This window comes from Arthrobacter sp. LT660 (assembly GCF_056172845.1).
The window spans coordinates 1,480,415-1,502,101 of sequence record NZ_CM149651.1 but is presented as its reverse complement, the minus strand read 5'-3'; the positions used below and the strand labels follow the sequence as shown (position 1 = coordinate 1,502,101).

23 protein-coding genes are annotated in these 21,687 nt (G+C 69.6%); 16 read left to right on the top strand and 7 right to left on the bottom strand.

Features of this window, described 5'->3' with window-relative positions; all coding sequences use genetic code 11:
- Positions 1–68: 68 nt before the first annotated feature.
- Entirely contained in the window at positions 69–1,985 is a 1,917-nt protein-coding gene (locus AC0QSG_RS06885; RefSeq protein WP_475377070.1) for a tetratricopeptide repeat protein, read from the bottom strand.
- A 49-nt stretch (positions 1,986–2,034) separates the two neighbouring features.
- Complete coding sequence (locus AC0QSG_RS06880; protein ID WP_435726361.1) at positions 2,035–2,514, bottom strand: Lrp/AsnC family transcriptional regulator; 480 nt, start codon at positions 2,512–2,514, stop codon at positions 2,035–2,037.
- Between the two features lie 106 nt (positions 2,515–2,620).
- Here AC0QSG_RS06880 and AC0QSG_RS06875 point away from each other — a divergent pair, with 106 nt between their 5' ends.
- On the top strand, positions 2,621–3,883 hold the full coding sequence (locus tag AC0QSG_RS06875; RefSeq protein ID WP_475377069.1) for an MFS transporter: 1,263 nt from the start codon (positions 2,621–2,623) through the stop codon (positions 3,881–3,883).
- Here AC0QSG_RS06875 and AC0QSG_RS06870 read toward each other — a convergent pair.
- Entirely contained in the window at positions 3,852–4,343 is a 492-nt protein-coding gene (locus AC0QSG_RS06870) for an Lrp/AsnC family transcriptional regulator (protein WP_435726364.1), read from the bottom strand. The two genes, AC0QSG_RS06875 and AC0QSG_RS06870, sit on opposite strands and share 32 nt — an antisense overlap.
- Before the next feature lie 68 nt (positions 4,344–4,411).
- Between AC0QSG_RS06870 and AC0QSG_RS06865 the strand changes: the two genes are divergently transcribed.
- From AC0QSG_RS06865 to AC0QSG_RS06835, 7 genes are all read left to right on the top strand, one after another.
- Complete coding sequence (locus tag AC0QSG_RS06865) at positions 4,412–4,897, top strand: NUDIX hydrolase (RefSeq protein WP_475377068.1); 486 nt, start codon at positions 4,412–4,414, stop codon at positions 4,895–4,897.
- Positions 4,894–5,937 carry an ABC transporter ATP-binding protein gene (locus AC0QSG_RS06860; RefSeq protein ID WP_435726368.1) on the top strand — a complete coding sequence of 348 codons (1,044 nt, stop codon included), beginning with the start codon at positions 4,894–4,896 and terminating at the stop codon, positions 5,935–5,937. The genes AC0QSG_RS06865 and AC0QSG_RS06860 overlap by 4 nt, the downstream gene beginning before the upstream one ends.
- Positions 5,924–6,628, top strand: coding sequence for an ABC transporter permease (locus tag AC0QSG_RS06855; RefSeq protein ID WP_475377067.1), 705 nt, complete (start codon positions 5,924–5,926; stop codon positions 6,626–6,628). Before AC0QSG_RS06860 ends, AC0QSG_RS06855 begins: the two co-directional genes overlap by 14 nt.
- 26 nt (positions 6,629–6,654) lie before the next feature.
- Positions 6,655–7,329, top strand: a complete 675-nt coding sequence (locus AC0QSG_RS06850) for an ABC transporter permease (RefSeq protein ID WP_475377287.1) — start codon at positions 6,655–6,657, stop codon at positions 7,327–7,329.
- The gene (locus tag AC0QSG_RS06845) at positions 7,326–8,291 is read left to right on the top strand and encodes an ABC transporter substrate-binding protein (protein ID WP_475377066.1); all 966 of its coding nucleotides are present in this window, start codon (positions 7,326–7,328) and stop codon (positions 8,289–8,291) included. The genes AC0QSG_RS06850 and AC0QSG_RS06845 overlap by 4 nt, the downstream gene beginning before the upstream one ends.
- 158 nt (positions 8,292–8,449) lie before the next feature.
- Positions 8,450–9,664, top strand: coding sequence for a pyridoxal phosphate-dependent aminotransferase (locus tag AC0QSG_RS06840; protein ID WP_475377065.1), 1,215 nt, complete (start codon positions 8,450–8,452; stop codon positions 9,662–9,664).
- Positions 9,665–9,705: 41 nt separating this feature from the next.
- The gene (locus AC0QSG_RS06835) at positions 9,706–10,659 is read left to right on the top strand and encodes a PPK2 family polyphosphate kinase (RefSeq protein ID WP_475377064.1); all 954 of its coding nucleotides are present in this window, start codon (positions 9,706–9,708) and stop codon (positions 10,657–10,659) included.
- Between the two features lie 25 nt (positions 10,660–10,684).
- Here the strand turns inward: AC0QSG_RS06835 and AC0QSG_RS06830 are convergent, their stop codons facing one another.
- Both AC0QSG_RS06830 and xseA read right to left on the bottom strand, forming a co-directional pair.
- Complete coding sequence (locus AC0QSG_RS06830; protein ID WP_475377063.1) at positions 10,685–10,930, bottom strand: exodeoxyribonuclease VII small subunit; 246 nt, start codon at positions 10,928–10,930, stop codon at positions 10,685–10,687.
- Complete coding sequence (gene xseA, locus AC0QSG_RS06825; protein WP_475377062.1) at positions 10,923–12,224, bottom strand: exodeoxyribonuclease VII large subunit; 1,302 nt, start codon at positions 12,222–12,224, stop codon at positions 10,923–10,925. Before xseA ends, AC0QSG_RS06830 begins: the two co-directional genes overlap by 8 nt.
- A 118-nt stretch (positions 12,225–12,342) precedes the next feature.
- On the opposite strand from xseA, the gene AC0QSG_RS06820 reads away from it, so the two are divergent.
- Positions 12,343–13,236 carry a hypothetical protein gene (locus AC0QSG_RS06820; protein WP_475377061.1) on the top strand — a complete coding sequence of 298 codons (894 nt, stop codon included), beginning with the start codon at positions 12,343–12,345 and terminating at the stop codon, positions 13,234–13,236.
- Positions 13,237–13,255: 19 nt separating this feature from the next.
- On the top strand, positions 13,256–14,350 hold the full coding sequence (locus AC0QSG_RS06815; RefSeq protein ID WP_475377060.1) for a 4-hydroxy-3-methylbut-2-enyl diphosphate reductase: 1,095 nt from the start codon (positions 13,256–13,258) through the stop codon (positions 14,348–14,350).
- Positions 14,351–14,375: 25 nt separating this feature from the next.
- On the opposite strand, the gene AC0QSG_RS06810 is transcribed toward AC0QSG_RS06815, so the two are convergent.
- Positions 14,376–15,617 (bottom strand): DNA recombination protein RmuC, encoded by a 1,242-nt coding sequence (locus AC0QSG_RS06810; protein ID WP_475377059.1) that lies wholly within the window; start codon positions 15,615–15,617, stop codon positions 14,376–14,378.
- 75 nt (positions 15,618–15,692) lie between these two features.
- Here AC0QSG_RS06810 and ychF point away from each other — a divergent pair, with 75 nt between their 5' ends.
- Positions 15,693–16,778: a redox-regulated ATPase YchF gene (gene ychF, locus AC0QSG_RS06805; protein WP_475377058.1), complete on the top strand. Its 1,086-nt coding sequence runs from the start codon at positions 15,693–15,695 to the stop codon at positions 16,776–16,778.
- Here ychF and AC0QSG_RS06800 read toward each other — a convergent pair.
- Positions 16,775–16,978: a hypothetical protein gene (locus tag AC0QSG_RS06800; RefSeq protein WP_475377057.1), complete on the bottom strand. Its 204-nt coding sequence runs from the start codon at positions 16,976–16,978 to the stop codon at positions 16,775–16,777. The two genes, ychF and AC0QSG_RS06800, sit on opposite strands and share 4 nt — an antisense overlap.
- A 594-nt stretch (positions 16,979–17,572) precedes the next feature.
- On the opposite strand from AC0QSG_RS06800, the gene AC0QSG_RS06795 reads away from it, so the two are divergent.
- From AC0QSG_RS06795 to istB, 5 genes are all read left to right on the top strand, one after another.
- On the top strand, positions 17,573–17,854 hold the full coding sequence (locus AC0QSG_RS06795) for a type II toxin-antitoxin system RelE/ParE family toxin (RefSeq protein WP_475377056.1): 282 nt from the start codon (positions 17,573–17,575) through the stop codon (positions 17,852–17,854).
- A 1-nt stretch (position 17,855) separates the two neighbouring features.
- The gene (locus AC0QSG_RS06790; protein ID WP_475377055.1) at positions 17,856–18,152 is read left to right on the top strand and encodes a HigA family addiction module antitoxin; all 297 of its coding nucleotides are present in this window, start codon (positions 17,856–17,858) and stop codon (positions 18,150–18,152) included.
- Between the two features lie 425 nt (positions 18,153–18,577).
- Entirely contained in the window at positions 18,578–19,201 is a 624-nt protein-coding gene (locus AC0QSG_RS06785; protein WP_475377054.1) for an ATP-binding protein, read from the top strand.
- 141 nt (positions 19,202–19,342) lie between these two features.
- A complete protein-coding gene (istA, locus tag AC0QSG_RS06780; RefSeq protein ID WP_475377028.1) occupies positions 19,343–20,884 on the top strand; it encodes an IS21 family transposase in 1,542 nt (513 codons plus the stop codon).
- On the top strand, positions 20,881–21,660 hold the full coding sequence (gene istB / locus AC0QSG_RS06775; protein WP_435728490.1) for an IS21-like element helper ATPase IstB: 780 nt from the start codon (positions 20,881–20,883) through the stop codon (positions 21,658–21,660). Before istA ends, istB begins: the two co-directional genes overlap by 4 nt.
- The last annotated feature ends 27 nt before the right edge of the window (positions 21,661–21,687 follow it).

The following is a 21,687-nucleotide window of genomic DNA, read 5'->3' as shown; positions in this document are numbered from 1 at the left end:
TCCATTATCCGCGAACCACATGAGACGGGAATGAGAAGACCGCGCCCATGCCCGCCACCGGATCCACGCTAGTCCCCGTGTGGCCCGGGAGCGCCGGGCCCACGATCCGGCGGCGGAGTCTCCGGTTCCCCGTCCGACGGCGGAGCCTCCGGTTCGTCATCCGACGACGGCGCGCCCGGGTCGTCCGCTCCGTCGGCGTTCTGGAGGGCCTCCTCAGCGAGATGCCTGGCTTCTTCGGCCTGGGCCGGCAGCCCTTGCGCCGCCAGGACATCCGCGAGACCACGCTGCGCCGCGTAGAAGTGGGCGACGCTGTCCCGGTGCTCCGAGGCGATCAACCTGTAGAGCGGCACCGCTTCGTCGCCGCGGTCGGTCTCCGCAAGAACGTGGGCCGCGAACAGTTCGGCGTTGCCGCCGGCGTCGTCGTCCTTGGCCGCGCGGAAGAGATCCGCCGCCTCGAGCGCGCCGGCCACGGCCTCCGGACCGTGGCCGAGGGCCCACAGGCTGCGTGCGCGGGTGTCGCGGAAGTCCGCGGAGTGCCATTCGGCGTCGTGTTCGTCTGCGAGGCGGATCGCCTCGTCCAGCACGGTCAGGCCCGCGGCGTCGCCGGCCTCGCACATGGCGTGTCCGAGCGCGTGGAGGGACTGCGGCAGGACGCCCGGATCCGTCTGGCCGGACCGCCGGGAGAGCGAGACGGAACGCTCGAAGTAGGGCAGCGGCAAGCCGGGGTCCTCGCCGCCGGAGACCAGGGTCCCGGCCGCGAGCAGCGCGCGCGCCGCGTCGCCGGGGAGGTCCTGCTCCTCGAAGAGCCGCGCCGCCCGCTCCCACGCCGCGAGCGCCTCGTCCAGGCGTTCCTGGTGGCGGAGGCAGTGGCCGAGCGACATCAGCGTCCGCGCCTGGTCGGAATGGTCGCCGACCTGTTCGAGGGAGGCGGCCAGGTGCTCCAGCACCTCTTCGGCCAGCAGGAATTCCTCGGCCTCCAAGAGCTGGTTGCCGAGCGCCAGGCGAACCGCCCAGGTCTCGCCGAACTCCCCGCGCTCCGCCTGTTCGACGGCGATGCGCCACGCGGTCACGGCGGAATCCTGGTCCATGGACAGCGACGACAGGTTGGCGACCAACGCGGCGGCCGAGACGGCGCCGCGGCGCACCCCCGCGCCGGCGTAGAGCTCCAGCGCGCGCACGGCGCAGCCCTCCGCCTCCAGCGGTTGGTCGAGGTCGGCGTTGGCGGCGGCCTTGACCATCCACACCGCCGCGCGCATCGCCTTGTTGACCGGTAGCTCCAGCAACCGGTCCGCCTTCAGGAGCGCGTCCTGGGGGCGGCCGGCCTTGGCGTAGCCGTGCGCGAGGTAGAGCAGGGCGCCCGCTTCGCTTTCGCTGCGGCCGCCCTCGCGGTATGCGGCCGCACAGGCCTCCAGGTCGTCCATGGCCGACTCCTCGCCGGCCTCGTAGCGGCAGACCGCCAGCGGCAACCGCACGTCCGCGAGGACGGACTCCGGTGCGCCGGAGGCGGCGTGGGTGGCGAGGGCTGCCTCGAGCACCGGTGCCTCCTCGGGGCGCGGCTCGCGGAAGAGGAGCGGGCCGAGGTGCTCCTCGAGGTCCGCCTGGTGGGGGCGCCCGAGCGCGCGCAGCAGTGAGACGCGGGCGGCGGCGGCCTCCGCGGCCGCGTCCTCCTCGCCGGAGAGGTGGCGGACGGAGGCGGCGACTCCCCACAGGGAGAGTGTGGTCTCCGGATCCGAAACGTCCCCGGCCGTTAGATCCCCGGCCGTCGGGTCACCGGCCACCACCGCCCCGGAGTCCCCGCCCGCGGAGGGTCCGCCGCCGCAGAGCGCCAGACCGGCCTCGGCGGCGCGGACGGCGCCGTCGTGGTCCTCGCCGTAGGCACGCTCGTAGGCGAGCTCCAGCCATCCCTGGGCGTCGGTGGGGGATGCGAGGGGGTTGGGCTGTGGTTCCGTCAGTATGCCGCGCAAACGCTCGGCCAGGGCTGACAATCGAGGCGCCTCCTTATGGGTCGCCGGGTGCGGCGTGACTGGTTCCAGCCTAATGCCTGCCTCCGTCAACTAGCTTGCCGAGCAGGGGTTGCGCCCGGTAGGGAATGTGTTCGCTCAACGCCAGGGAGGTTTCGGTGCGGATGACCCCGCGCATGCGCAGGATCGCCCGCAGAACGGCCTGCAGGTTGTGCGTGTCGCGCGCGGCGACCCGGCACCAGATGTCGCCGCGGCCGGAGATCTCGTGGACCTCGAGCACCTGTTCGTGCCGGCGCAGGGACGCGATGACGCCGTCGAGCTCCCGGTGCGAGACCTCGATGGTGATGAACGCCAGCACGTCGAAGCCCAGGGCCTGCAGGTCGACGTCGCGTCCGCCGTTGCGGACCAGCCCCGCGCGGTCCAGCCGCCGCAGCCGGGACTGCACGGTGTTGCGTGCCACGCCCAGCGACTCCGCCAGCTCGCCGATCTGCGCGCGGGGGTTCTCCAAGAGAGCCAGAAGCAGGCGGATCTCCAGGTCGTCGAGGTTGGCCATTTTGTGTCCCGTCCGGTCACATGGGAGGTGAATGTTGATAATGGTGATCAATTCTGCACCATGAAGGGCATCACCATGCGCGTTGCGGTCCCACACTGGTTGCATCATGACTGTTATCAACGAATTGCGCATGCGCGCAGCCGGGGACGTCGCCGCCAGGAACGGCTGGGACGCCTCGGTGCGCACCCGCCTGATCCTGACCGGAACCGTCATGACGCTCCTGCTGGTCGGGGCGAACCTGGCCACGCCGCTCTACCCGTTGCTCCAGGAGCGCCTCTCCCTGGGACCGTTCGCCGTCACGATCGCCTTTTCCGCCTACGTCCTGGCCCTGATCGCCGGGCTGGTCCTCTACGGGCACTGGTCGGACCACATCGGCCGCCGCGCCGCGCTGGTCGTGGCCGTCTGTGTGGGCCTCGCGGGGGGACTGGTCTTCGCCTTCGCGCCGTCGCTGCCCGTGCTCGTGGCCGGACGCGCGCTCCATGGCGCCGCGATCGCGCTCGCCACCGGCGCCAGCAGCGCGGCGCTGCGCGAGCTCCTGCCGCTGCACCCGGAGTGGGCCAGCCGCTTCACCCTGCTGGCCTCCGCCGGGGGAGTCGCCGCGGGGCCGGTCGCCGGCGGACTGCTCAGCGGGCTTCCGGCACCGACGTCCACCCCGTTCCTCGTGCACGGCGCCCTGCTCGCCGCGGTGCTGGTCCCGCTGTGGGTCCTGCGCGCCCGTCCCGCGCTCGCCCCCGCACCGGGACGCCGGGCGCCCCGCGCGCTGCGGCCGCGCCGGCTCCGGCTCGGCGGGGAGGCGCTGCCGCAGTTCCGGACGGCGGCCGCCGTCGGCTTCCTCAGCTTCGCCCTGTTCGGCTTCGGGCTGTCCCTCGCGCCGACGTATTTCACGCAGGTGTTCGCCATCGAATCCCGCGTGCTGACCGGCGCCCTCGCGGCCCTGACCCTCGGGGCCTCGGCGCTGAGCCAGCTGTTCGGCCGGGCCCGCCGCCGGCTGCTGCCCGGCGCGCTCACCGTGATGGCGGCCGGGGTCGTGCTGGTTGCCGTCGCGGGGCACGTGCGCAGCCTGGAACTCCTGGTCGCCGCCAGCATCCTGGCCGGGCTGGCGCAGGGCTCCGCGTTCCGTTCCGCGTTCAACGACGTGACCGCGGCCGTCGCACCCGCCCAGCACGCGCAGGTGGTCAGCACGGTCTATGTGGTCACGTACCTGGGCAGCGCCGTGCCGGTGCTCGGACTGGGACTGGCCGCCGCCGCCTTCGGGTTGCCGATGGCGGTCAACGCCTTCGCCGCGTGCTGCGCGGCCGCCTGCCTGGCGGTCGCGGCCGCCACGCTGGCCCCGCGGATCAGGGCCGGAGCGGTCCCGTCTGCCCCTTGACGTGGTTGAACACCAGCGTCGTTTCCGTGTGTCCCACGGCCGGGTCCGTCGCGAGGTTGTCCAGCACCCAGTCGCGCAGCGCGTCCGTGGAAGCGACCGCCACGTGGAGCAGGTAGTCCGTCCCGCCCGAGACGTGGAACATCGAGAGCACCTCGGGCAGGCCGGGGACCCGTCCGGTGAACCGGTCGATCTCCACGCGGTCGTGGACGCGCAGCTTCACGGCGATCAGGGCCTGGACGCCGCGCCCCACGGCGGGTAGCGAAAGCTCGGCGTGGTAGCCGAGGATGACGCCGCGCTCCACCAGCTGCCGCGTGCGCAGCAGGGCGGTCGACGGCGCGATGCCCACGCGCTCGGCCAGCGCCGCGTTGCTGATCCGCGCGTCGGCCAGCAGCTCCGCGATGATGCGCCGGTCGACGTCGTCGAGCGCTGCGGGGGCCGGGTTCTGCGGTGCGGCGGGCATGGGAACATTCCACCACAGTCCGCGCCGCGCCGCTCCCCGTCGGCGGGGCCTGACAGTAGGCTGGTTCAATGAGCAGCCCCGAGCCGGCCCGGCACCGCGGATTCGACACGCGGCTGGCCGCATACTGCGTGGTGGTTCGGGAGGGCAGGATCCTGCTGGCCCTCTGGGACATGCGCGCGAGCGCCCCGGACTTCCTCCCGCGCTGGACCCTGCCGGGCGGGGGAATGGAACTCGGCGAGGCGATCGAGGACGCCGCCGTGCGCGAGGTCGCGGAGGAGACCGGCTACGACGTCCGGCTGAGCGGCCTGCTCGGGGTCGACTCCGGGCACGTCCCCCCGGAACTGCGGCTGCATGGGGCGGCGCGTCCGCTGCAGACCGTCGCCGTCGTCTACGGCGCGGAGATCGTCGGCGGCGTCCTCGCCAACGAATCGGACGGCACCACCACCGAGGCCGCCTGGTTCGACCTCGCCGATGTGGCCCGGCTAGAACGCACCACCCGCGTGGACCACGCGCTGGGACTCTTCCACGCCAAACAGCAGGAGGGCGCCGTATGATCCGGTTCCGCGAGATCGAAAAGCGGTACGACGGCGGTGCGCCCGCCGTCAGCGGGCTGAACCTCGACGTCCCCGCCGGGAAGGTCACCGTTTTCGTCGGCCCGTCCGGTTGCGGCAAGACCACGTCGCTGCGGATGATCAACCGCATGGTGGACCCGACGTCCGGACGGATCGAGGTGGACGGGCGCGACGTCTCCGGCGTTCCTCCCCACGAGCTGCGGCGCTCCATGGGCTACGTCATGCAGCAGGGCGGGCTGATGCCGCACCGCACCGTGGCGGACAACGTGGGGACCGTGCCGCGGCTCAACGGGGCGTCCAAGTCGGCCGCCCGGGCGGCGGCGGGGGAGCTGCTGGAGCGCGTCGGGCTGGATCCCGGGCTGGCGTCGCGGTACCCGGGACAGCTCTCCGGCGGGCAGCAGCAGCGGGTCGGGGTGGCCCGCGCGCTCGCCGCCGACCCGCCGATCCTGCTGATGGACGAGCCGTTCAGCGCCGTGGATCCCGTGGTGCGCGGCGAGCTGCAGAACGAGCTGCTGCGGCTCCAGTCCGAGCTCTCCAAGACCATTGTCTTCGTCACGCACGACATCGACGAGGCCGTCCTGCTCGGGGACCGGGTGGCGGTGTTCGGCACCGGGGGAGTGCTCCACCAGTTCGCGCCGCCGCCGGAGCTCCTCACGGCCCCGGCGAACGACTTCGTCGCCCGCTTCGTCGGGCGGGACCGCGGGTTCCGCGCCCTGTCCTTCCTCGACGCGGCCGGCGTCGAGCTGCGCCCGCTGGACAAGTACGACGCCGGCGCGCTCGCCGGCGCGCTGCGGTTTCCGGCGGCGGGTTCGCTGCGGTCGGCGCTGGACGCCGCGCTCGCCTCGCCCGGGCGGATCGCGGTCGCGACCGACGCGGACGGCCGGGACGCCGGGGTGGCCCGCGCGTCCGACGTCGTCGCGGCGATCGAACGGGGCGATTCCCGGCAGCCGGCGCGGGACGGGGCGGCCGCGATCACGGCGGACCGGGCCACGGCGGAACCGGGTTCCCGTGGAATGGCTTAGCCGCAACCTGGACCGGGTGTTCGAACTCGCCGGTTCGCACCTGGTCCAGTCCATCCTGCCGCTGTTGCTCGCCACGCTGATCTCGATTCCGCTGGCCCGGGCCGTGCGCGCCAACGGAACGCGCCGGCGTCGTGCGGTGCGCGGGACGGTGATCCAGCTCAGCGCCCTGCTCTACACGATCCCGTCGCTGGCGCTGTTCGTCGCGCTGCCCGCCGTGCTGGGCACGCAGATCCTGGACCCGGCCAACGTGATCGTCGCGCTGACCATGTACGCGGTGGCGCTGCTGGTGCGCAGCGCGGCCGACGCGCTGGAGTCCGTGGACCCGGCCATCCTGCGCGCCGCGGACGCCATGGGATACCGGCCGCTGCGGCGCTTCTTCGCCGTGGACCTCCCGCTGTCCCTGCCGGTGATGTTCCCCGCGCTGCGCGTGGTCTCCGTCAGCAACATCTCCCTGGTCAGCGTCGGCGCGCTGATCGGGATCGAGAACCTCGGAACGCTGTTCATGGACGGGCTGCGCCGCGACTTCCCCTTCGAGATCATGGTCGGCATCGTCGCGACGCTCCTCCTCGCGCTGGCCATGGACCTCGCGCTGGTCGGCCTGCAGCGCCTGACGACGCCGTGGACGCGGCCGTCGGTGCCCGTGGCGGTCGCCGCCGTCGTTGTTCCGGCCCACATCGGGGACGCACCGTGACGGCCGCGCGGCTCGCGGCCGGACCCGTGGACCAGTTCGCCGAGTGGCTCTCCCGCCCGGGGACGCTGTCCGGGCCGGGCGGCATCTGGGACCGGACCGTCGAGCACCTGGCCTACACGGGCCTCACGCTGGCGATCTCCCTGGCGATCGCCGTGCCGATCGGCTTCTACGTGGGGCACACGGGCAGGGGACGGGTCGTCGTCGTCGCCGCCGCCGGCATGCTGCGCGCGCTGCCGACCCTCGGCATGGTCACGCTGTTCATCCTGCTCTCCGGGACGCTCGGGGTGATGCCGCCGATCTGGGCGCTGGTGCTGCTGGCGGTGCCGCCGCTCCTAGCGGGAACGGCCGCGGGAATCGGCGCGGTGCCCCGGCAGGTGGTGGACGGCGCGCGCGCCGTGGGGATGACCGAGACACAGGTGCTTTTCGGCGTCGAGGTGCCCAACGCCCTGCCCGTGCTGATGGGCGCGCTGCGCCTGGCGGTGCTGCAGATCGTGGCGACCGTCGCCGTCGTCGCGGTCATCAACCTCGGGGGACTGGGCCGCTTTCTTATGGACGGCATCGCCGTGAGGGACTACGGTCAGGTTCTCGGCGGCGCCCTAGTCATCGCCGTCTTGGCTATTGTTGTTGATGCGGTGCTGGCGGTGGTTCAGAAGTTCGCCGTCTCGCCGGGCCTTGCCACCCATTCCGGAGGAAAACCATGAACCGCAAGACCCCCAGTCCCACCCCCCGCTCCCGCACGCGACTGGCCCTGTCCGTCGCCGCCGGGCTGGCGGCCACGCTGGCCCTCGCGTCCTGCGGCGGCGGCGACCCGCTGGCCGACGACGAGCCGCAGGCCACCGCGTCCGGCGTCGACCGGCCGTTGGTGATCGGGTCCGCTGACTTCCCCGAGAGCCAGATCATCGCCGAGCTCTACGCCGGGGCGCTCAACGCCGCGGACATCGAGGCCACGACGACGCCCGGCATCGGCGCCCGCGAGGCGTACGTCGAGGCCGTCAAGGACGGCTCCGCGGACGTCGTCCCGGACTACTCCGGCAACCTGCTGCTGTTCTTCGACGCCGAGGCCACCGCCGTCTCCGCGGGGGACATCCGCACCGCGCTGGACGAGGCGCTCCCGGAGGGGCTCGGCGTGCTCGAGGCGTCCTCGGCCGAGGACAAGGACTCGCTGGTCGTCACGTCCGCCACGGCCACCGAGTACTCGCTCACGAGCATCGAGGACCTGGCGGAGGTCTGCGACGAGCTGGTCTTCGGCGCGCCCCCGGAGTTCAAGACCCGCGCCTACGGACTGCCCGGGCTGGAAGAGAAGTACGGCTGCACGCCGAAGTCGTTCGAGCCGATCGCCGACGGCGGGGGCCCGCTGACCATCAAGGCGCTCATCAGCGACCAGGTGCAGGTCGCGGACGTGTTCACCACCAGCCCGTCCATCGCGGACAACTCGCTGGTGGTGCTGGAGGACCCGAAGGACAACTTCATCGCCCAGCAGGTGCTGCCGCTGGTGAACACCGAGGTGGTCGACGAGGCCGCGGCCGAGCAGCTGAACCGCGTCTCCGCGGAGCTGACCACGGAGGACCTGATCGACCTCAACCGCTCCGTCTCCGGCGACGCCAAGCTGGAGCCGGCCGAGGCCGCCGCCGAATGGCTGCAGGAAAAGGGCTTCACCGAGTAGCAAGGCGGGCCCGTCGCGCGGGCCGGCCGGGCGCGGCCCGGCTGCGCGGCACCCGGCGGGGGCGCCGCCGTCGAATGCCTTCGGGCGCGGCGGCGGCGCCCCGCGTTGTTTTGCTCACAATTCCGTGCCCCGTCGCGACGCTGTGAGAAGCTTGGCAAATGCCAGAATTCAAGCAGTCGTCCAAGCTCCACAACGTCCTCTATGACATCCGTGGACCACTGCTTGAGCACGCCCAGCGCATGGAGGCCGAGGGGCACCGCATCCTGAAGCTGAACATCGGTAACCCGGCGCCGTTCGGTTTCGAGGCGCCGGACGCCATCCTGGTGGACATCATCCGGAACCTCCCCACCGCCCAGGGCTACAGCGACTCCCGCGGGATTTTCTCCGCCCGGACGGCCGTCTCGCAGTACTACCAGACGCGCGGTATCCAGACCATCGGCGTGGACGACATCTACCTCGGCAACGGCGTGTCCGAACTGATCACGCTCAGCCTCAACGCCCTGTTGAACAACGGCGACGAGATCCTGATCCCCGCGCCCGACTACCCGCTCTGGACCGCGTCGGTCTCGCTGGCCGGCGGAACCCCCGTGCACTACCTCAACGTGGAGGAGGAGGGGTGGCTGCCGGACTTGGAGGACATCGCGGCCAAGATCACCCCGCGCACCAAGGGCATGGTCATCATCAACCCGAACAACCCCACCGGGGCCGTCTACCCCAGTCACATCCTCGACGGGATGCTGGAGCTGGCACGCAAACACAACCTGGTGGTGTTCTCCGACGAGATCTACGAAAAGATCCTGTACGGCGACGCCGTTCACCTCAACACCGCCTCCCTCGCGGACGACGTCCTGATCCTGACGTTCTCCGGCCTGTCCAAGGCGTACCGCGTCTGCGGATTCCGCGCCGGGTGGATGGCCATCTCCGGGCCCAAGCACCTGGCCAGCGACTACATCGAGGGCATCAACCTGCTCACGAACATGCGGCTCTGCGCGAACGTCCCGGCGCAGCACGCCATCCAGACCGCACTCGGCGGCTACCAGTCGATCGACGACCTGATCCTGCCCGGCGGACGCCTGAAGGAGCAGACGGACACGGCGCACCGGCTGCTCAACGAGATCCCCGGCGTCAGCTGCCAGCCGGCCCGCGGCGCCCTATACCTGTTCCCGAAGCTCGACCCCGAGGCCTACCGCATCCGCGACGACGAGCAGTTCGCGCTGGAACTCCTCAAGCAGCAGAAGATCCTCGTCTCCCACGGCCGCGCGTTCAACTGGGTCGCGCCGGACCACTTCCGGCTGGTCACCCTGCCAAACGTCCGCGACATCGAGGAAGCGGTGGGCCGGATCGCCACCTACCTGGAGGATATCCGCGTCTGACTACCTCCCGCACTGCGGGCCGGCGGTGGCATAGTGGGCGCATGGGCGACAAAAAGCGGGACAAGGGCAAAAGCAGAAACAAGGGCGGGAAGGGTTCGAAGCCCACGGTCGTGGAGGACGCGGCCGCCGCTGACGGGCCGGGAGTCGACTTCGCGGTGGCACCGTCCCAGACGCTGCGGGCCGGCCCCGACGTCCGCCTGGCGGACATCGACCCCCGGTCCACGCCCGGCTACCCGGGCGACAAGGACGACGGCGTCGCGGCCCTCGCGCGGGCCGACGGCGAGCTCAGCGAGCTCCAGGAGCGTTTCTTCGCGGCCTCCCGTGGAGGGCAGAAAACGGGCGGTGTCCTGCTGATCCTGCAGGCGATGGACACCGCCGGCAAGGGCGGAATCGTCCGGCACGTGATCGGTGCGGTGGATCCGCAGGGGGTGGCGCACCGGGCGTTCAAGGCCCCCACGGAGGAGGAGAAGTCCCACGACTTCCTCTGGCGGATCGAGCGCGAACTGCCCGAGGCGGGGATCATCGGCGTGTTCGACCGGTCGCACTACGAGGACGTCCTGATCCACCGGGTGCGCGCGCTTTCGCCGGCGGAGGAGATCGAGCGGCGCTACGGGGCCATCCGCCAGTTCGAGGCGCGCGTCGCCGCGTCCGGCACCCGGCTGATCAAGGTCATGTTGCACATTTCGAAGGAAGAGCAGCACGGGCGCCTGTCCGAGCGGCTGGAGCGTCCGGACAAGTACTGGAAGTTCAATCCGGGCGACATCGACGAGCGGGAGCTGTGGGACAGCTACATGGATGCCTACGAGACCGCGATCCGGCGCACGGACTCCGACGAGGCGCCCTGGTTCGTGGTCCCCGCGGACCGGAAGTGGTACGCGCGCATCGCCGTGCAGCAGCTGGTGATCGACGCACTCAAGGACATGGGTCCGCAGTGGCCGCCGGCCGACTTCGACATCGAGGAGCAGAAGCGGCGCCTCGCCGAGTCGGGAAGCTGACCCCACGCACCTTCCGCCCCGCGGGCTACCGCCACTGTTCTCCGTCCGGCTGCCCGTCGGAAGCTTTCCGGGCAGCCTCCAGGCGCTGCCGCGCGCCCTCCAGCCACGCCTCGCACCGGGCGGCGAGCGCCTCGCCGCGCTCCCACAGGGTGAGCGATTGCTCCAGGCTCGCGCCTCCGGCTTCCAGCTGGGCGACGACGGCGACGAGCTCCTCGCGTGCCTGCTCGTAGCTCAGCTCGGCGATGTCCGCGTTGGTCTGGGTCTCAGGCATGGGAGGTCCCTTCGGTGGTGGTGTCCTCGGTCGTGGTGTGCGCGTTGGACGCGTTCTCGAGTACGACGGCGGCAAGCCGGCCGCTAGCGACCCGCACCGTGAGTTCGGTGCCGGCCGGAGCGTCGGCGGGATCCCGGACGACGGCGCCGCCGGGGCGTTGGACCACCGCGTAGCCGCGGTCCAGGGTCTGTTGCGGCGAGAGGGCCCGGACCTGAGCGCGCAGGTGCGTGACGGCGTCGAATCCCCGGGCGAGCGCGGAGCGCATCGATTGGAGCGACCGGACGCGCAGGCGGTCCACGTCCTCCGCGCGCACGTCCACCATGCCCGCGGGATGGGCCATGACGGGACGGGTGCGCAGCGATTCGATCCGGTGGGACTCGCGTTCGACGAACTGGTGGACGGCCCGGTCCAGCCGGACACGGGCCTGTTCGATCCGCTGGCGCTCCTCCCCGACCTCGGGAACGATCCGCTTGGCCGCGTCCGTGGGGGTGGAGGCGCGAACGTCCGCGACGTCGTCGAGGAGGGGGCGGTCGGCCTCGTGCCCGATGGCGCTGACCACGGGCGTGGTGGCGGCGGAGACGGCGCGGACCAGCTCCTCGGCACTGAACGGCAACAGGTCCTCGAGCGCGCCCCCGCCGCGGGCGATGACGATGACGTCCACCGTCTCCATCGCGTCGAGTTCACGCAGCGCGGCAACGACCTCGCGGACGGCATTGACGCCCTGGACCGCGGTGTTGCGGATCTCGAACTCGACGCCGGGCCAGCGCAGGGACGCGTTGCGCACCACGTCCTTTTCCGCATCAGAATTTCGGCCGGTGATCAGCCCCACACGGTGCGGCAGGACCGGAAGCGGCAGCTTCCGCGAGGCGTCGAAGAGCCCCTCCGCGCCCAGGGACTGGCGCAGGCGCTCCAGCCGGGCCAACAGGTCCCCGAGGCCGACGGGACGCAGATCCGACGCCGTCATGGAGAGCCGGCCGGTCTTCAGGTAGAGGTTGGGGCGGACACGGGCCACCACGCGGGCTCCGACTTCCGGCCGCGAGTCGAGGTTCCGCATCACGGGCGCCCACACGTTGACGGACAGGGAGTATTCGACGTCCACGTCCCGCATGGTCAGGTAGGCGTGCCCGTTGCGGAGGTTGGCCTCGAGGAGCTGGCCCTCGATCCAGACGTCGGGGGAGCGCTCGATGTGCGCCTTGAGCTTTTCCGAGAAGACGCGGAGCGGCCAGGGGGAGTCGGGGGAGGTTTCCGCGGCGGTCGCGGGCAGCGACGAAACGTCCGCGCGTTGCTCGTCCACGGTGGTCCTTCCCGTTGCTCGTTTCGGTCCGGTCCGGAGCGGTCCGACCCCTCAATCAATATCAGTAAGGTGGGACAAAATGGGCCAGCCACTCCCCGGCGGCCCGGGAGGGGCCCGGATGAGGACGTTCTTGGCTGTGCCGTTGATCCTGTTGGCTGCCGCGCTCGCGTGCCTCGCCATCGCCGGTTCGTACCTGGAGCGACTGGCCGAGACGCCGGAGCAGGCCCGGGCGGTGGCCGGCCCGCTGTCCGGCGACCCAGCCTTCCTCGAGGCGCTGGCTCCGCGGCTCGCGGCGGTAATCACCGATCGGTTGCCCGATGAGGTCGCCATCCCCGACGCGCTGGAGCCCGTTATCGAGCAGGCGGCGGTCCAGGCACTCGACACGATCGTCACGGATCCCGGATTCGAGGCCGCGTGGCTGAAGACCATCGACCTCACCAGGGAGGACTACGTCGCGCAGCTCCGCGCGGTCCATGCGGGGGAAGCGGAGAACGCGGGCGTGGGGCTGGACATCGGCCCGGTGGCCGCACTCGGATACGCCAAGCTGACCGAATCGGCCGGCTCGATCGGCCTCGGTGGGATGGTGGAGGGCCTCCGGCCGGAGGCGTCCGTGGTGTTCGATCTCGGCGTTCCGCCCGACGGGCACCCGATCCAGGGGCCCCTTGCCGCCGCCGTCGCGCAGGCAGGGCTGTGGATCTGGGGCGCGGCAGGATCCGGCGTCGCCACGCTGCTCGCGCTCGCCGTCGCCGGCCGGGGCCGTTGGATGGTTCTGGCGCTCGGCGGGGCGGTCCTGGCCGTGGCGGGCTTTGCCGCGCGAGTGGCGGCCGGGGACCTGGCCACCGGTGCCGCGGCGCCCGGAGGTTCGGGCGCGACGCTGGAGGCCATCGTGACGGACACCCTCGTGTCCGGCCTCGAAGGCCAGCTGGTCCCGGTCGCGACGGGGACGCTGGCGGGCGGCGCGGCCGTGATGGTTGTCTCCCTTGTGGCCCATGCCCTGAGCCGCCGCCGTTAGACCGGCTAGAATTGGCCCCATGCCTACCACCGCCATCGCTCCGGTCTCCGTGCCCATGCCGCAGGTCCCACGCCGGCGGCGCAGCCCCGAGGACGTCGCGGCCGCGGCTCCGGTCGAGGGACCCAAGCGCGTCCTGCTTGCCGCCCCCCGCGGCTACTGCGCCGGCGTCGACCGGGCCGTCATCGCCGTGGAGAAGGCGCTGGAGCACTACGGGCCGCCGGTCTACGTCCGCAAGCAGATTGTGCACAACCTGCACGTCGTGACGACGCTCGAGGAGCGCGGGGCGATCTTCGTGGAGGAGACCGACGAGGTCCCCGAGGGCGCGCTGGTGATCTTCTCCGCGCACGGCGTCAGCCCCGCCGTCGTGCAGTCCGCGGACGACCGCAACCTCCGCACCATCGACGCGACCTGCCCGCTGGTGACCAAGGTCCACCGCGAGGCCGTGCGGTTCGCGAAGGACGACTACGAGATCCTGCTGATCGGCCACGAAGGCCACGAAGAGGTTGAAGGCACCTACGGCGAGGCGCCCGAGCACACGCAGATCGTCAACAACCCCGAGGAAGCGGCGACCATCGAGGTCCGCGACCCGGACAGGCTGATCTGGCTTTCGCAGACCACGCTGTCCGTGGACGAGACCATGGAAACCGTCCGCATTCTCCGGGGCCGCTTCCCGAACCTGCAGGATCCGCCCAGCGACGACATCTGCTACGCGACATCCAACCGACAGGTGGCCATCAAGAAGATCGCCCCGGATGCCGATCTCGTCCTCGTGGTGGGATCCTCGAACTCGTCGAACTCCGTGCGGCTTGTCGAGGTGGCGCTGGAGTACGGCGCCCAGGCGGCGTACCGGGTGGACTACGCGAACGAGATCGACGAAACCTGGTTCGAGGGCGTCTCGACGGTCGGCGTGACCTCCGGGGCCTCCGTGCCCGAGGTGCTGGTGCGCGACGTTCTGCACCTGCTGTCCGAATACGGCTTCGGCCCGGCCGAGGAAATCGTGACGGCCGAGGAGGACATCCTGTTCTCACTGCCGAAGGAGTTGCGCGCCAAGCTCAAGGAGGCCGGCGACGGCTCCGTGGGACTCGGCGGCCGCGGAGCGCGACCGGCGAACTAGCGTCCGCCGCGCCGGGCCCGCGACGCTAGCCAGCCGCGCGGGTATCCCGACCTTGTCCGGAGCTCGCGTTTTCCTCCGACTGCCGCTCGTCGAGCAGCTCGGTCGCGCTGAGCACCCGTGGTGTCGCCTCCAGCGGAACGGCCTCGAGCGTTGTTCTGGTGGCCGGGTCCGAGCCCAGCCCCGGATCGAGTTCCTGAATCCGCCGCGCGGACGGCAGCACACGGGACTCCAGCGCGCCGACGAACGAGTTGTACTTCTCCACGCTGGACTTCAGGGAATTGCCCAACCGCGTCACGTGCCCGCCCATGGTGCCGAGCCGTTCGTAGAGCTCCCGGGACTGTTCGAAGAGCGCCTTGGCGTTCTCCGTCAGCAATTCCTGCCGCCAGGCGAACGCCAGCCCCTTGAGGATGGATAGGAGCGTGGCGGGCGAGGCCAGCGCGACGTTCTTGGAGAACGCGTAGTCCATCAGTCCGGCGTCGGCGGACAGGGCCGCGGCCAGGAACGACTCGGCCGGCAGGAAGCAGACCACAAGCTCGGGGCTGCCGGGCACGGATTCCCAGTACTTTTTCGAGCCCAGTGCGTCCACATGTGCGCGTAGCGCCTTGGCGTGGGCGACGAGTAGTTCGGTCTGGCGGGAGCGCAGGGACGGATCCGCGTCCGTGTCCAGCTCCTGGGCCTGCAGGTAGGCCGCCAGCGGAACCTTCGAATCCACGGCGACGGACTTGCCGCCCGGCAGTGACACGACGAGGTCGGGCCGTTGGCCGGTGTGGGTGGTGGTCTGTTCCGAGAAATCCACGTGGTTGAGCATGCCGGCGGCCTCGACCACCCGCCGCAGCTGAACCTCGCCCCACGTGCCGCGCGCCGCGTTGTTGCGCAGCGCGCCCGCCAGCGAAGCGGTTGTGCGCAGCAAGGCGGCATCCTGTTCGGCGGCCATCGCCAACTGCTGGCTGAGCTGCCCGAACTGCTCGACGCGGTCCCGTTCCAGGATCGAAACCTGTGTCTGCACCTGGTGGAGCTTTTCCGCGACCGGGGCCAGCGCCTGGAGCACGGACTGGTCCCGGCGGCCGCGCTCGCGGTCCTCGTCCACGCGTCCCTGGAGCATGTGTTTCTCCGCTTGGACCGCCGCGAGGGCCGTGGTCGCGTCGCCCAGGCGCCGCGCCGCGTCGTCGTTCTCCTGGCGAAGGCCCGCGAGCGTGCCCCTGATACCGAACCACCACAGGGCGGCGGCGCCCGCGAGCGCCCCGACGATCAGGGTGAGACCTGCCACTATCCAGCCGATTGCGTCCATGTCTCCACTGTGCCAGCCGCCACCGACGGAATGGGGCAGGTAGACTCTTCTCCCGTGGCTCTTACTATTGGAATCGTCGGACTGCCCAATGTCGGCAAGTCAACCATGTTCAACGCACTGACCCGCGCGCAGGTTCTGGCGGCGAACTACCCGTTCGCGACCATCGAACCCAATGTCGGCGTCGTGCCCCTGCCCGACTCGAGGCTGAAGGTGCTGGCCGGGATCTTCTCCTCCGACCGCATCCTGCCCGCGACCGTGTCCTTCGTCGACATCGCGGGCATCGTCAAGGGCGCCTCCGAGGGCGAGGGCCTGGGGAACAAGTTCCTGGCGAACATCCGCGAGGCGGACGCCATCTGCCAGGTGACCCGCGTTTTCGAGGACTCCGACGTGGTCCACGTCGACGGCGAGGTGAATCCGGCGTCGGACATCGAGACCATCGCCACCGAGCTGATCCTGGCCGACCTGCAGACCATCGAGAACCAGCTTCCGCGCCTGGACAAGGAACTCCGCGCCAAGAAGATCGAGGCGTCGTTCATCGAAACGGTCAAGTCCGCGCAGAGGGTGCTCGAAGAGGGGACAACACTTTTCGCCGGCGCCGCCGCCGCGAAGGTCGATCTCGAGGAGCTCGCGCCGCTGCAGCTCATGACCACCAAGCCGTTCATCTACGTCTTCAACACCGACGAGGCCGGGCTGGCCGACGAGGAAATGAAGGCCAAGCTCTCCGCCCTCGTCGCGCCGGCCGAGGCGATCTTCCTGGACGCGCAGTTCGAGTCCGAGCTCGCCGAGCTGACCGAGGAGGAGGCCGCCGAGATGCTCGAGGACGCCGGCTACCAGGAGTCGGGCCTGGACAAGCTGGCCCGCGTCGGCTTCGAGACGCTCGGGCTGCAGACCTACCTGACGGCCGGCCCCAAGGAAACGCGCGCGTGGACCATCCACAAGGGCGACACCGCACCGCAGGCCGCCGGCGTCATCCACACCGACTTCCAGCGAGGCTTCATCAAGGCCGAGGTCATCGGCTTCGACGATCTTGTTGCCGCCGGATCCGTTGCCGCCGCGAAGTCCGCGGGCAAGGCCCGGATCGAGGGCAAGGAATACGTGATGAAGGACGGCGACGTCGTGGAGTTCCGTTTCAACGTCTAGTTTTTCGTCTTGAGAAATGGCGCAATTCGAAAGGGTTGCGCCATTTCTGCATTCAGGCGCTCTCCCACTTCGGATGTCCCCTCAAGGCTGCTGCTAATGTTGGCGGGCGTGGGGAGAATACGACGATTCTGCCTTGCCGCCGCGCTGCTCGTGATTATGTCGGTGACGGGGTGCTCCACCGGCACGGCCTGCCCTGCCATCGGCTGGATCAATACAGTGGGCATTCACCTCAACGGGAACATGGGCGATGTAGCAGCTGTCGAGTTGTGTGCGTACGGCGAGTGCGCCTCGTCGGCTCCTATGCAGCCGGAATCTGAGAAGCCGTTGCAGGTCTTGACGCCGGGAGAACTGACTGCCGTCCCACCGACCCACCATGCCGTTGCCTCGCCATTCTCCATTTCTCGTGTCGATGAAAGGAACTGGCAAGCCTCGGTTGCGATGACGACGCCGGAAAGGGCCACGCTTCGTGTGTTGTCCTCAACAGGCCAAGTGCTCGTCGAACGGGACGTCGCACTCGAATGGCGGCGTGTCGGCGGAAGTGGGCAATGCGGGGGCCCTGGCGAAGCCGGGCCTGTCAACCTCGACATCCCGTCCTGATACGGTGCGAATGTCGTGCCGCATTTGTACCGCCGTGCCGGTTCAGCTCCTCGAGTACATCTATCGCACCGGGTGCTGCCCAGATGCGGTCGCGCTTGCGTCCGGTGATCTCCGTGATCACTCCGGCACCCGTCAACTGTTCGATAACACTGTATAACGTCTGGCGTTATTGACGCGATGCGTTATAGACTGGTCGAGTGATCAGATCGTTCGGCAGCAGAGATACCGAACGGTTGTGGCGTCGTGAGCGCGTACGGTCGCTGGATCCCCGGATCCAGCGGGTTGCGCTGCGGAAGCTTCGCCAGGTCGGCTCGGCTGAGGCGCTCGACGAACTTCGAGTGCCGCCTGGTAACAGGCTCGAGCAGTTGAAGGGCGATCGGTCCGGCCAGCACAGCATCAGAATCAACGACCAGTGGCGAATCTGTTTCGTATGGACCGACGCTGGCCCCGAGGAGGTCGAGATCGTTGACTACCATTGAGATGAACGACAAGCTCGCGCCGATCCACCCGGGCGAGGTCCTCATGGAGGATTTCCTTGAGGGGTTCAGCATCACGCAGAACAAGCTCGCAGTTTCGATCGGTGTTCCGCCGCGTCGCATCAATGAGATCGTGCACGGAAAGCGCGCGATCTCTGCGGATACCGCGCTGCGCCTTGGCAAGTATTTCGGTACAACTGCGCAGTTCTGGCTCAACCTTCAGGCACACTATGATCTCGACGTCGCAGAGGATCGCGTGTCGGAGCAGATCGACGCCATTACACCCCTGAAAGTCGCGTGAGGAAACGCTCGTTGAGTCGAATGCGCGATGTGGTGGGGTCCCACCTTAACGTGTGGCGGACACGGCTTTGGCGGCAAGCGGTACGGGCCGACAGTACGGAGGCTGGCTGCTGGCGCGCGGCGCGGGCGCCAAGCGCTGCGTAGAGCTGGACCGGCGACCTGCACCGGGTCCGTGGCGGCGGACGAACTCACTCGGGCGGCCCGGGCACCTGAGCCTGAGCAACGTGCCGCACTGATCGAGGACCTGTGTGCGACGCTGGAACTAGCTGCGGCTCACCCGTCTGCCGAGGCGGAGTTCGACTGGGAGGTCGACGCGGAACCTGCCAAGGAAGGGCTCACCCGTCGGCCGAGGATCGCCGGCCATCGACGAACCGCGTGAAGAGGTCCTTGACAGGTCCTTGACTATGCGCGGGAAATGGTGGCGCTATGTTGCTGATCGGTGGTGCCGCATCTTCTCGAAACGATGTGGCATGTGTCAGAGTGAAGACCGGTCCGCGTGGGGCCGGGATCGAGTCGATGCTGATGCAGCGCGGAGCACCTGTCAGTGTAGCGGCGTTTATCGGTCGCGCCCGTGAGCGTGCCAAGTTGGCGGAATTGCTCGCGGAGACCCGTGTAGTGACGTTGACCGGTTCGGGTGGTTGCGGAAAGACGCGGCTGGCAATGGTCGTCAGCGGAGATGTAGCGGCACGCTTTGCCGACGGGGTCCGTTGGGTCGACCTGCAGGCCGTGAGCGAACCCGGCCGGGTGGCACCGGCCGTCGCCGAGGCGGTGGGCGTTCGCGAACGGCCCGGGCAGGCACTGACGGACACGCTCGTCGAACAGCTCCAGGAACAACACCTGCTCCTGGTGCTGGATAACTGCGAGCATCTGGTTCAGGGGTGCTCGGAGCTGGTCGGCAACCTTTTGGCGGCGTGTCCGCAGGTGCACCTGTTGGCAACCAGCCGTGTGCCGCTGCTCGTCGATGGTGAGGCGTCCTTCGAGGTGGCTCCGCTGCCGGGTGTTAGCGGCCATGAAAAACTGCCCATAGGCGGCCACGGAACTGCCCACTGACGGCCATGGAAACTGCCCGTTGGTGGCCGTGAGATCTGCCCACTTCTTTGACGTAGCCCTGCTGCTTAAGCGGCGGGAGCCTCTTCCCGGGGTTTGATAACGGTGTCTAGTCGCACCAAAGTCGCCCGGGAAGAGGCCCTAATGAAGTTTGACGGAGAAATCATGGAAATACTTGCTGCGTATGATCTGACGGGTTCGTTGCGCGCCGCCGCGGAACTCACCGGCTGCTCGCACCACACGGTCGCCCGGCACGTCGCTGCCCGGGACGCCGGTCAGCCGATCGCCGAGCCGGCCTACCGGGGCCGGGTCACTGATGCGTTCCTGCCCAAGATCGAGGAATGGATCGAGGCTTCCAAGGGCAAGATCCGAGCCGATAAAGCCCACGAGAAACTCCGTGCCCTCGGTTACGAGGGTTCGGAACGCTCGACCCGCCGGGCAGTCGCGCAGGTCCGCGCCGCCTGGCGGCTCGGCCACGTCCGGGTGCACCGCCCCTGGGTGACCGAACCTGGTCAGTGGATCCAGTACGATTTCGGCGACGGCCCAGTGATCGAGGGCAAGAAGACCGTGTTGTTCGTGGCATGGCTGGCGTGGTCCCGGTTCCGGGTCGTGATCGTCCTGCGGGACCGGACGGCGCCGAGTGTGTTCGCGGCGCTGGACCGCACGTTCCGTGTCGTGGGCGGCGCCCCAACCTACGTCCTCACCGACAACGAGAAAGCGGTCACCGTTTCCCACGTCGCCGGGGTCCCTGTCCGTAACCAGCAGACGGTCGAGTTCGCCCGCCATTACGGCGTGACGGTCCTGACCTGCCAGCCGGCTGATCCCGCGTCCAAGGGCGGCGTGGAGTCCTCGGTGAAACTCGCCAAGGCCGACATCGTGCCCAAGGACACCAACCTGCGCCCCGAATACGCTTCCTTCGCCGAGATCGAGGCGGCGTGCCAGGGCTTCATGGATGAGGTCAACCACCGTGAGCACCGCGCTACCCGCCGAAAACCCGCCGCGATGCTGACCGAGGAAGCGCCACGGTTGCACCGCATCCCGGACACCGCGCACACGGTCGCGTTCGGCCTCTCCCGGTCCGTCCCGGAGAACACGCCGATGGTCACCTTCGAGAACGGTCAGTACTCCGTCCCGGCGTATCTGCTCGGCGCGGGGGTGTTCGTCCGATCCCACGGCGCCGGACCCGATGAACAGGTCATCGTCGTCCACCACGGCAGCCAGGGCCCGGTGGAAGTCGCCCGGCACCGGCGCGCCCGGCCCGGCAGCCCGGCGATCAACGACGCCCACTTCCCGGACCACCGGCCCAGGATCCCTGGCGACTACACAGCGAAGGCCCGGACGGCCGCGGAGGCGGAGTTCCTCGCGATCGGGGACGGCGCCCGGACCTGGCTGCTCGAGGCCGCAGCCGCCGGGACGGCACGGATGAACGTGAAGATGGCCGAAGCCGTCGCCCTGGCCAAGATCGCCGGGCAGTCCGAAGTCGATCACGCGTTGGGAACCGCGGCCATCCATGGCCGCTTCGCGAACAAGGACCTCACCTCGATCCTGAACGCAGCGGGTTCACGCACCACCACCCATGCCGCCAGGGAAACCCAGTCCCTCACCCAAGGCACCGCAGGGTGGGCAGCCATCGGCCAGCCACCCGCAACCGCCGAGGCCGCCGCCGTTCTGGAGGAAAGCGCATGAGTCCGGTCCCGGTCACCGCACCGGCCTTGCCGGCGGAGCTGGAGGCGCTGATGCGGCAGCTGAAGATGCCCCACGCGCGGGCTTTGGCGCCGGAGCTGATCGCGACTGCCCGCGCCCAGCGCTGGGAACCGGCCGAGGTCGTCAAGGCCCTGTTCGTCGAGGAAGTCGCCGGTCGATCCCGCTCCATGCTTGCCGCCAGGCGCAAGGCCGCGGGCTTCCCGACCGGGAAAACCTTCGACACCTGGGACCCCGCCGCATCCTCGATCCCCACGCCGACGCAGCAGGCGCTGCGGACGCTGGAATGGATCGGAAGGAAGGAGAACGTCGTGATCTGCGGCCCCTCCGGCACGGGCAAGACATTCTTCCTCGAAGCCCTCGGGCAGCAGGCCGTCGAAGCCGGACTGCGGGTCGCTTGGTTCCGCCTCGAGGACCTCGGCGCTCTCATGCGCGCCCACCGTTCCGATGACAGCGTCACCAAAGTCGTCGCCCGGATCCTGCGCGCAGATCTGGTGGTGGTCGATGACATAGGCCTCTTGCCGGTCGGCGTTGACGCGGCGGAGGGACTCTACCGTCTCGTCGACGCCGCTTATGAGAAACGGTCTATCGCGGTGTCCTCAAACTTGCATCCTGCCGGCTTTGACGAGCTCATGCCTAAAACCCTGGCAACGGCAACCGTGGACCGGCTGCTGCACCACGCCCACGTCTGCCAGACATCAGGAGATTCAATCCGACTCAGCCAGGCCTTGGCCGGAAAAGGAGTCACGCCAATGAACTAAACCCCGACCCCAACATGGCCAACGCCA

What these genes read in the sequence shown, in the direction of transcription:
- AC0QSG_RS06845 (WP_475377066.1), top strand. Translation starts at nt 7,326, where the DNA reads ATGAACCGCAAGACCCCCAGTCCCACCCCCCGCTCCCGCACGCGACTG.
- AC0QSG_RS06835 (WP_475377064.1), top strand. Translation starts at nt 9,706, where the DNA reads ATGGGCGACAAAAAGCGGGACAAGGGCAAAAGCAGAAACAAGGGCGGG.
- AC0QSG_RS06815 (WP_475377060.1), top strand. Translation starts at nt 13,256, where the DNA reads ATGCCTACCACCGCCATCGCTCCGGTCTCCGTGCCCATGCCGCAGGTC.
- AC0QSG_RS06875 (WP_475377069.1), top strand. Translation starts at nt 2,621, where the DNA reads ATGACTGTTATCAACGAATTGCGCATGCGCGCAGCCGGGGACGTCGCC.
- istB (WP_435728490.1), top strand. Translation starts at nt 20,881, where the DNA reads ATGAGTCCGGTCCCGGTCACCGCACCGGCCTTGCCGGCGGAGCTGGAG.
- AC0QSG_RS06785 (WP_475377054.1), top strand. Translation starts at nt 18,578, where the DNA reads ATGTTGCTGATCGGTGGTGCCGCATCTTCTCGAAACGATGTGGCATGT.
- AC0QSG_RS06800 (WP_475377057.1), bottom strand. Translation starts at nt 16,978, where the DNA reads ATGGCAGGGCAGGCCGTGCCGGTGGAGCACCCCGTCACCGACATAATC.
- AC0QSG_RS06830 (WP_475377063.1), bottom strand. Translation starts at nt 10,930, where the DNA reads ATGCCTGAGACCCAGACCAACGCGGACATCGCCGAGCTGAGCTACGAG.
- istA (WP_475377028.1), top strand. Translation starts at nt 19,343, where the DNA reads ATGAAGTTTGACGGAGAAATCATGGAAATACTTGCTGCGTATGATCTG.
- AC0QSG_RS06820 (WP_475377061.1), top strand. Translation starts at nt 12,343, where the DNA reads ATGAGGACGTTCTTGGCTGTGCCGTTGATCCTGTTGGCTGCCGCGCTC.
- AC0QSG_RS06870 (WP_435726364.1), bottom strand. Translation starts at nt 4,343, where the DNA reads ATGCCCGCCGCACCGCAGAACCCGGCCCCCGCAGCGCTCGACGACGTC.
- AC0QSG_RS06790 (WP_475377055.1), top strand. Translation starts at nt 17,856, where the DNA reads ATGAACGACAAGCTCGCGCCGATCCACCCGGGCGAGGTCCTCATGGAG.
- AC0QSG_RS06880 (WP_435726361.1), bottom strand. Translation starts at nt 2,514, where the DNA reads ATGGCCAACCTCGACGACCTGGAGATCCGCCTGCTTCTGGCTCTCTTG.
- AC0QSG_RS06840 (WP_475377065.1), top strand. Translation starts at nt 8,450, where the DNA reads ATGCCAGAATTCAAGCAGTCGTCCAAGCTCCACAACGTCCTCTATGAC.
- AC0QSG_RS06865 (WP_475377068.1), top strand. Translation starts at nt 4,412, where the DNA reads ATGAGCAGCCCCGAGCCGGCCCGGCACCGCGGATTCGACACGCGGCTG.
- AC0QSG_RS06860 (WP_435726368.1), top strand. Translation starts at nt 4,894, where the DNA reads ATGATCCGGTTCCGCGAGATCGAAAAGCGGTACGACGGCGGTGCGCCC.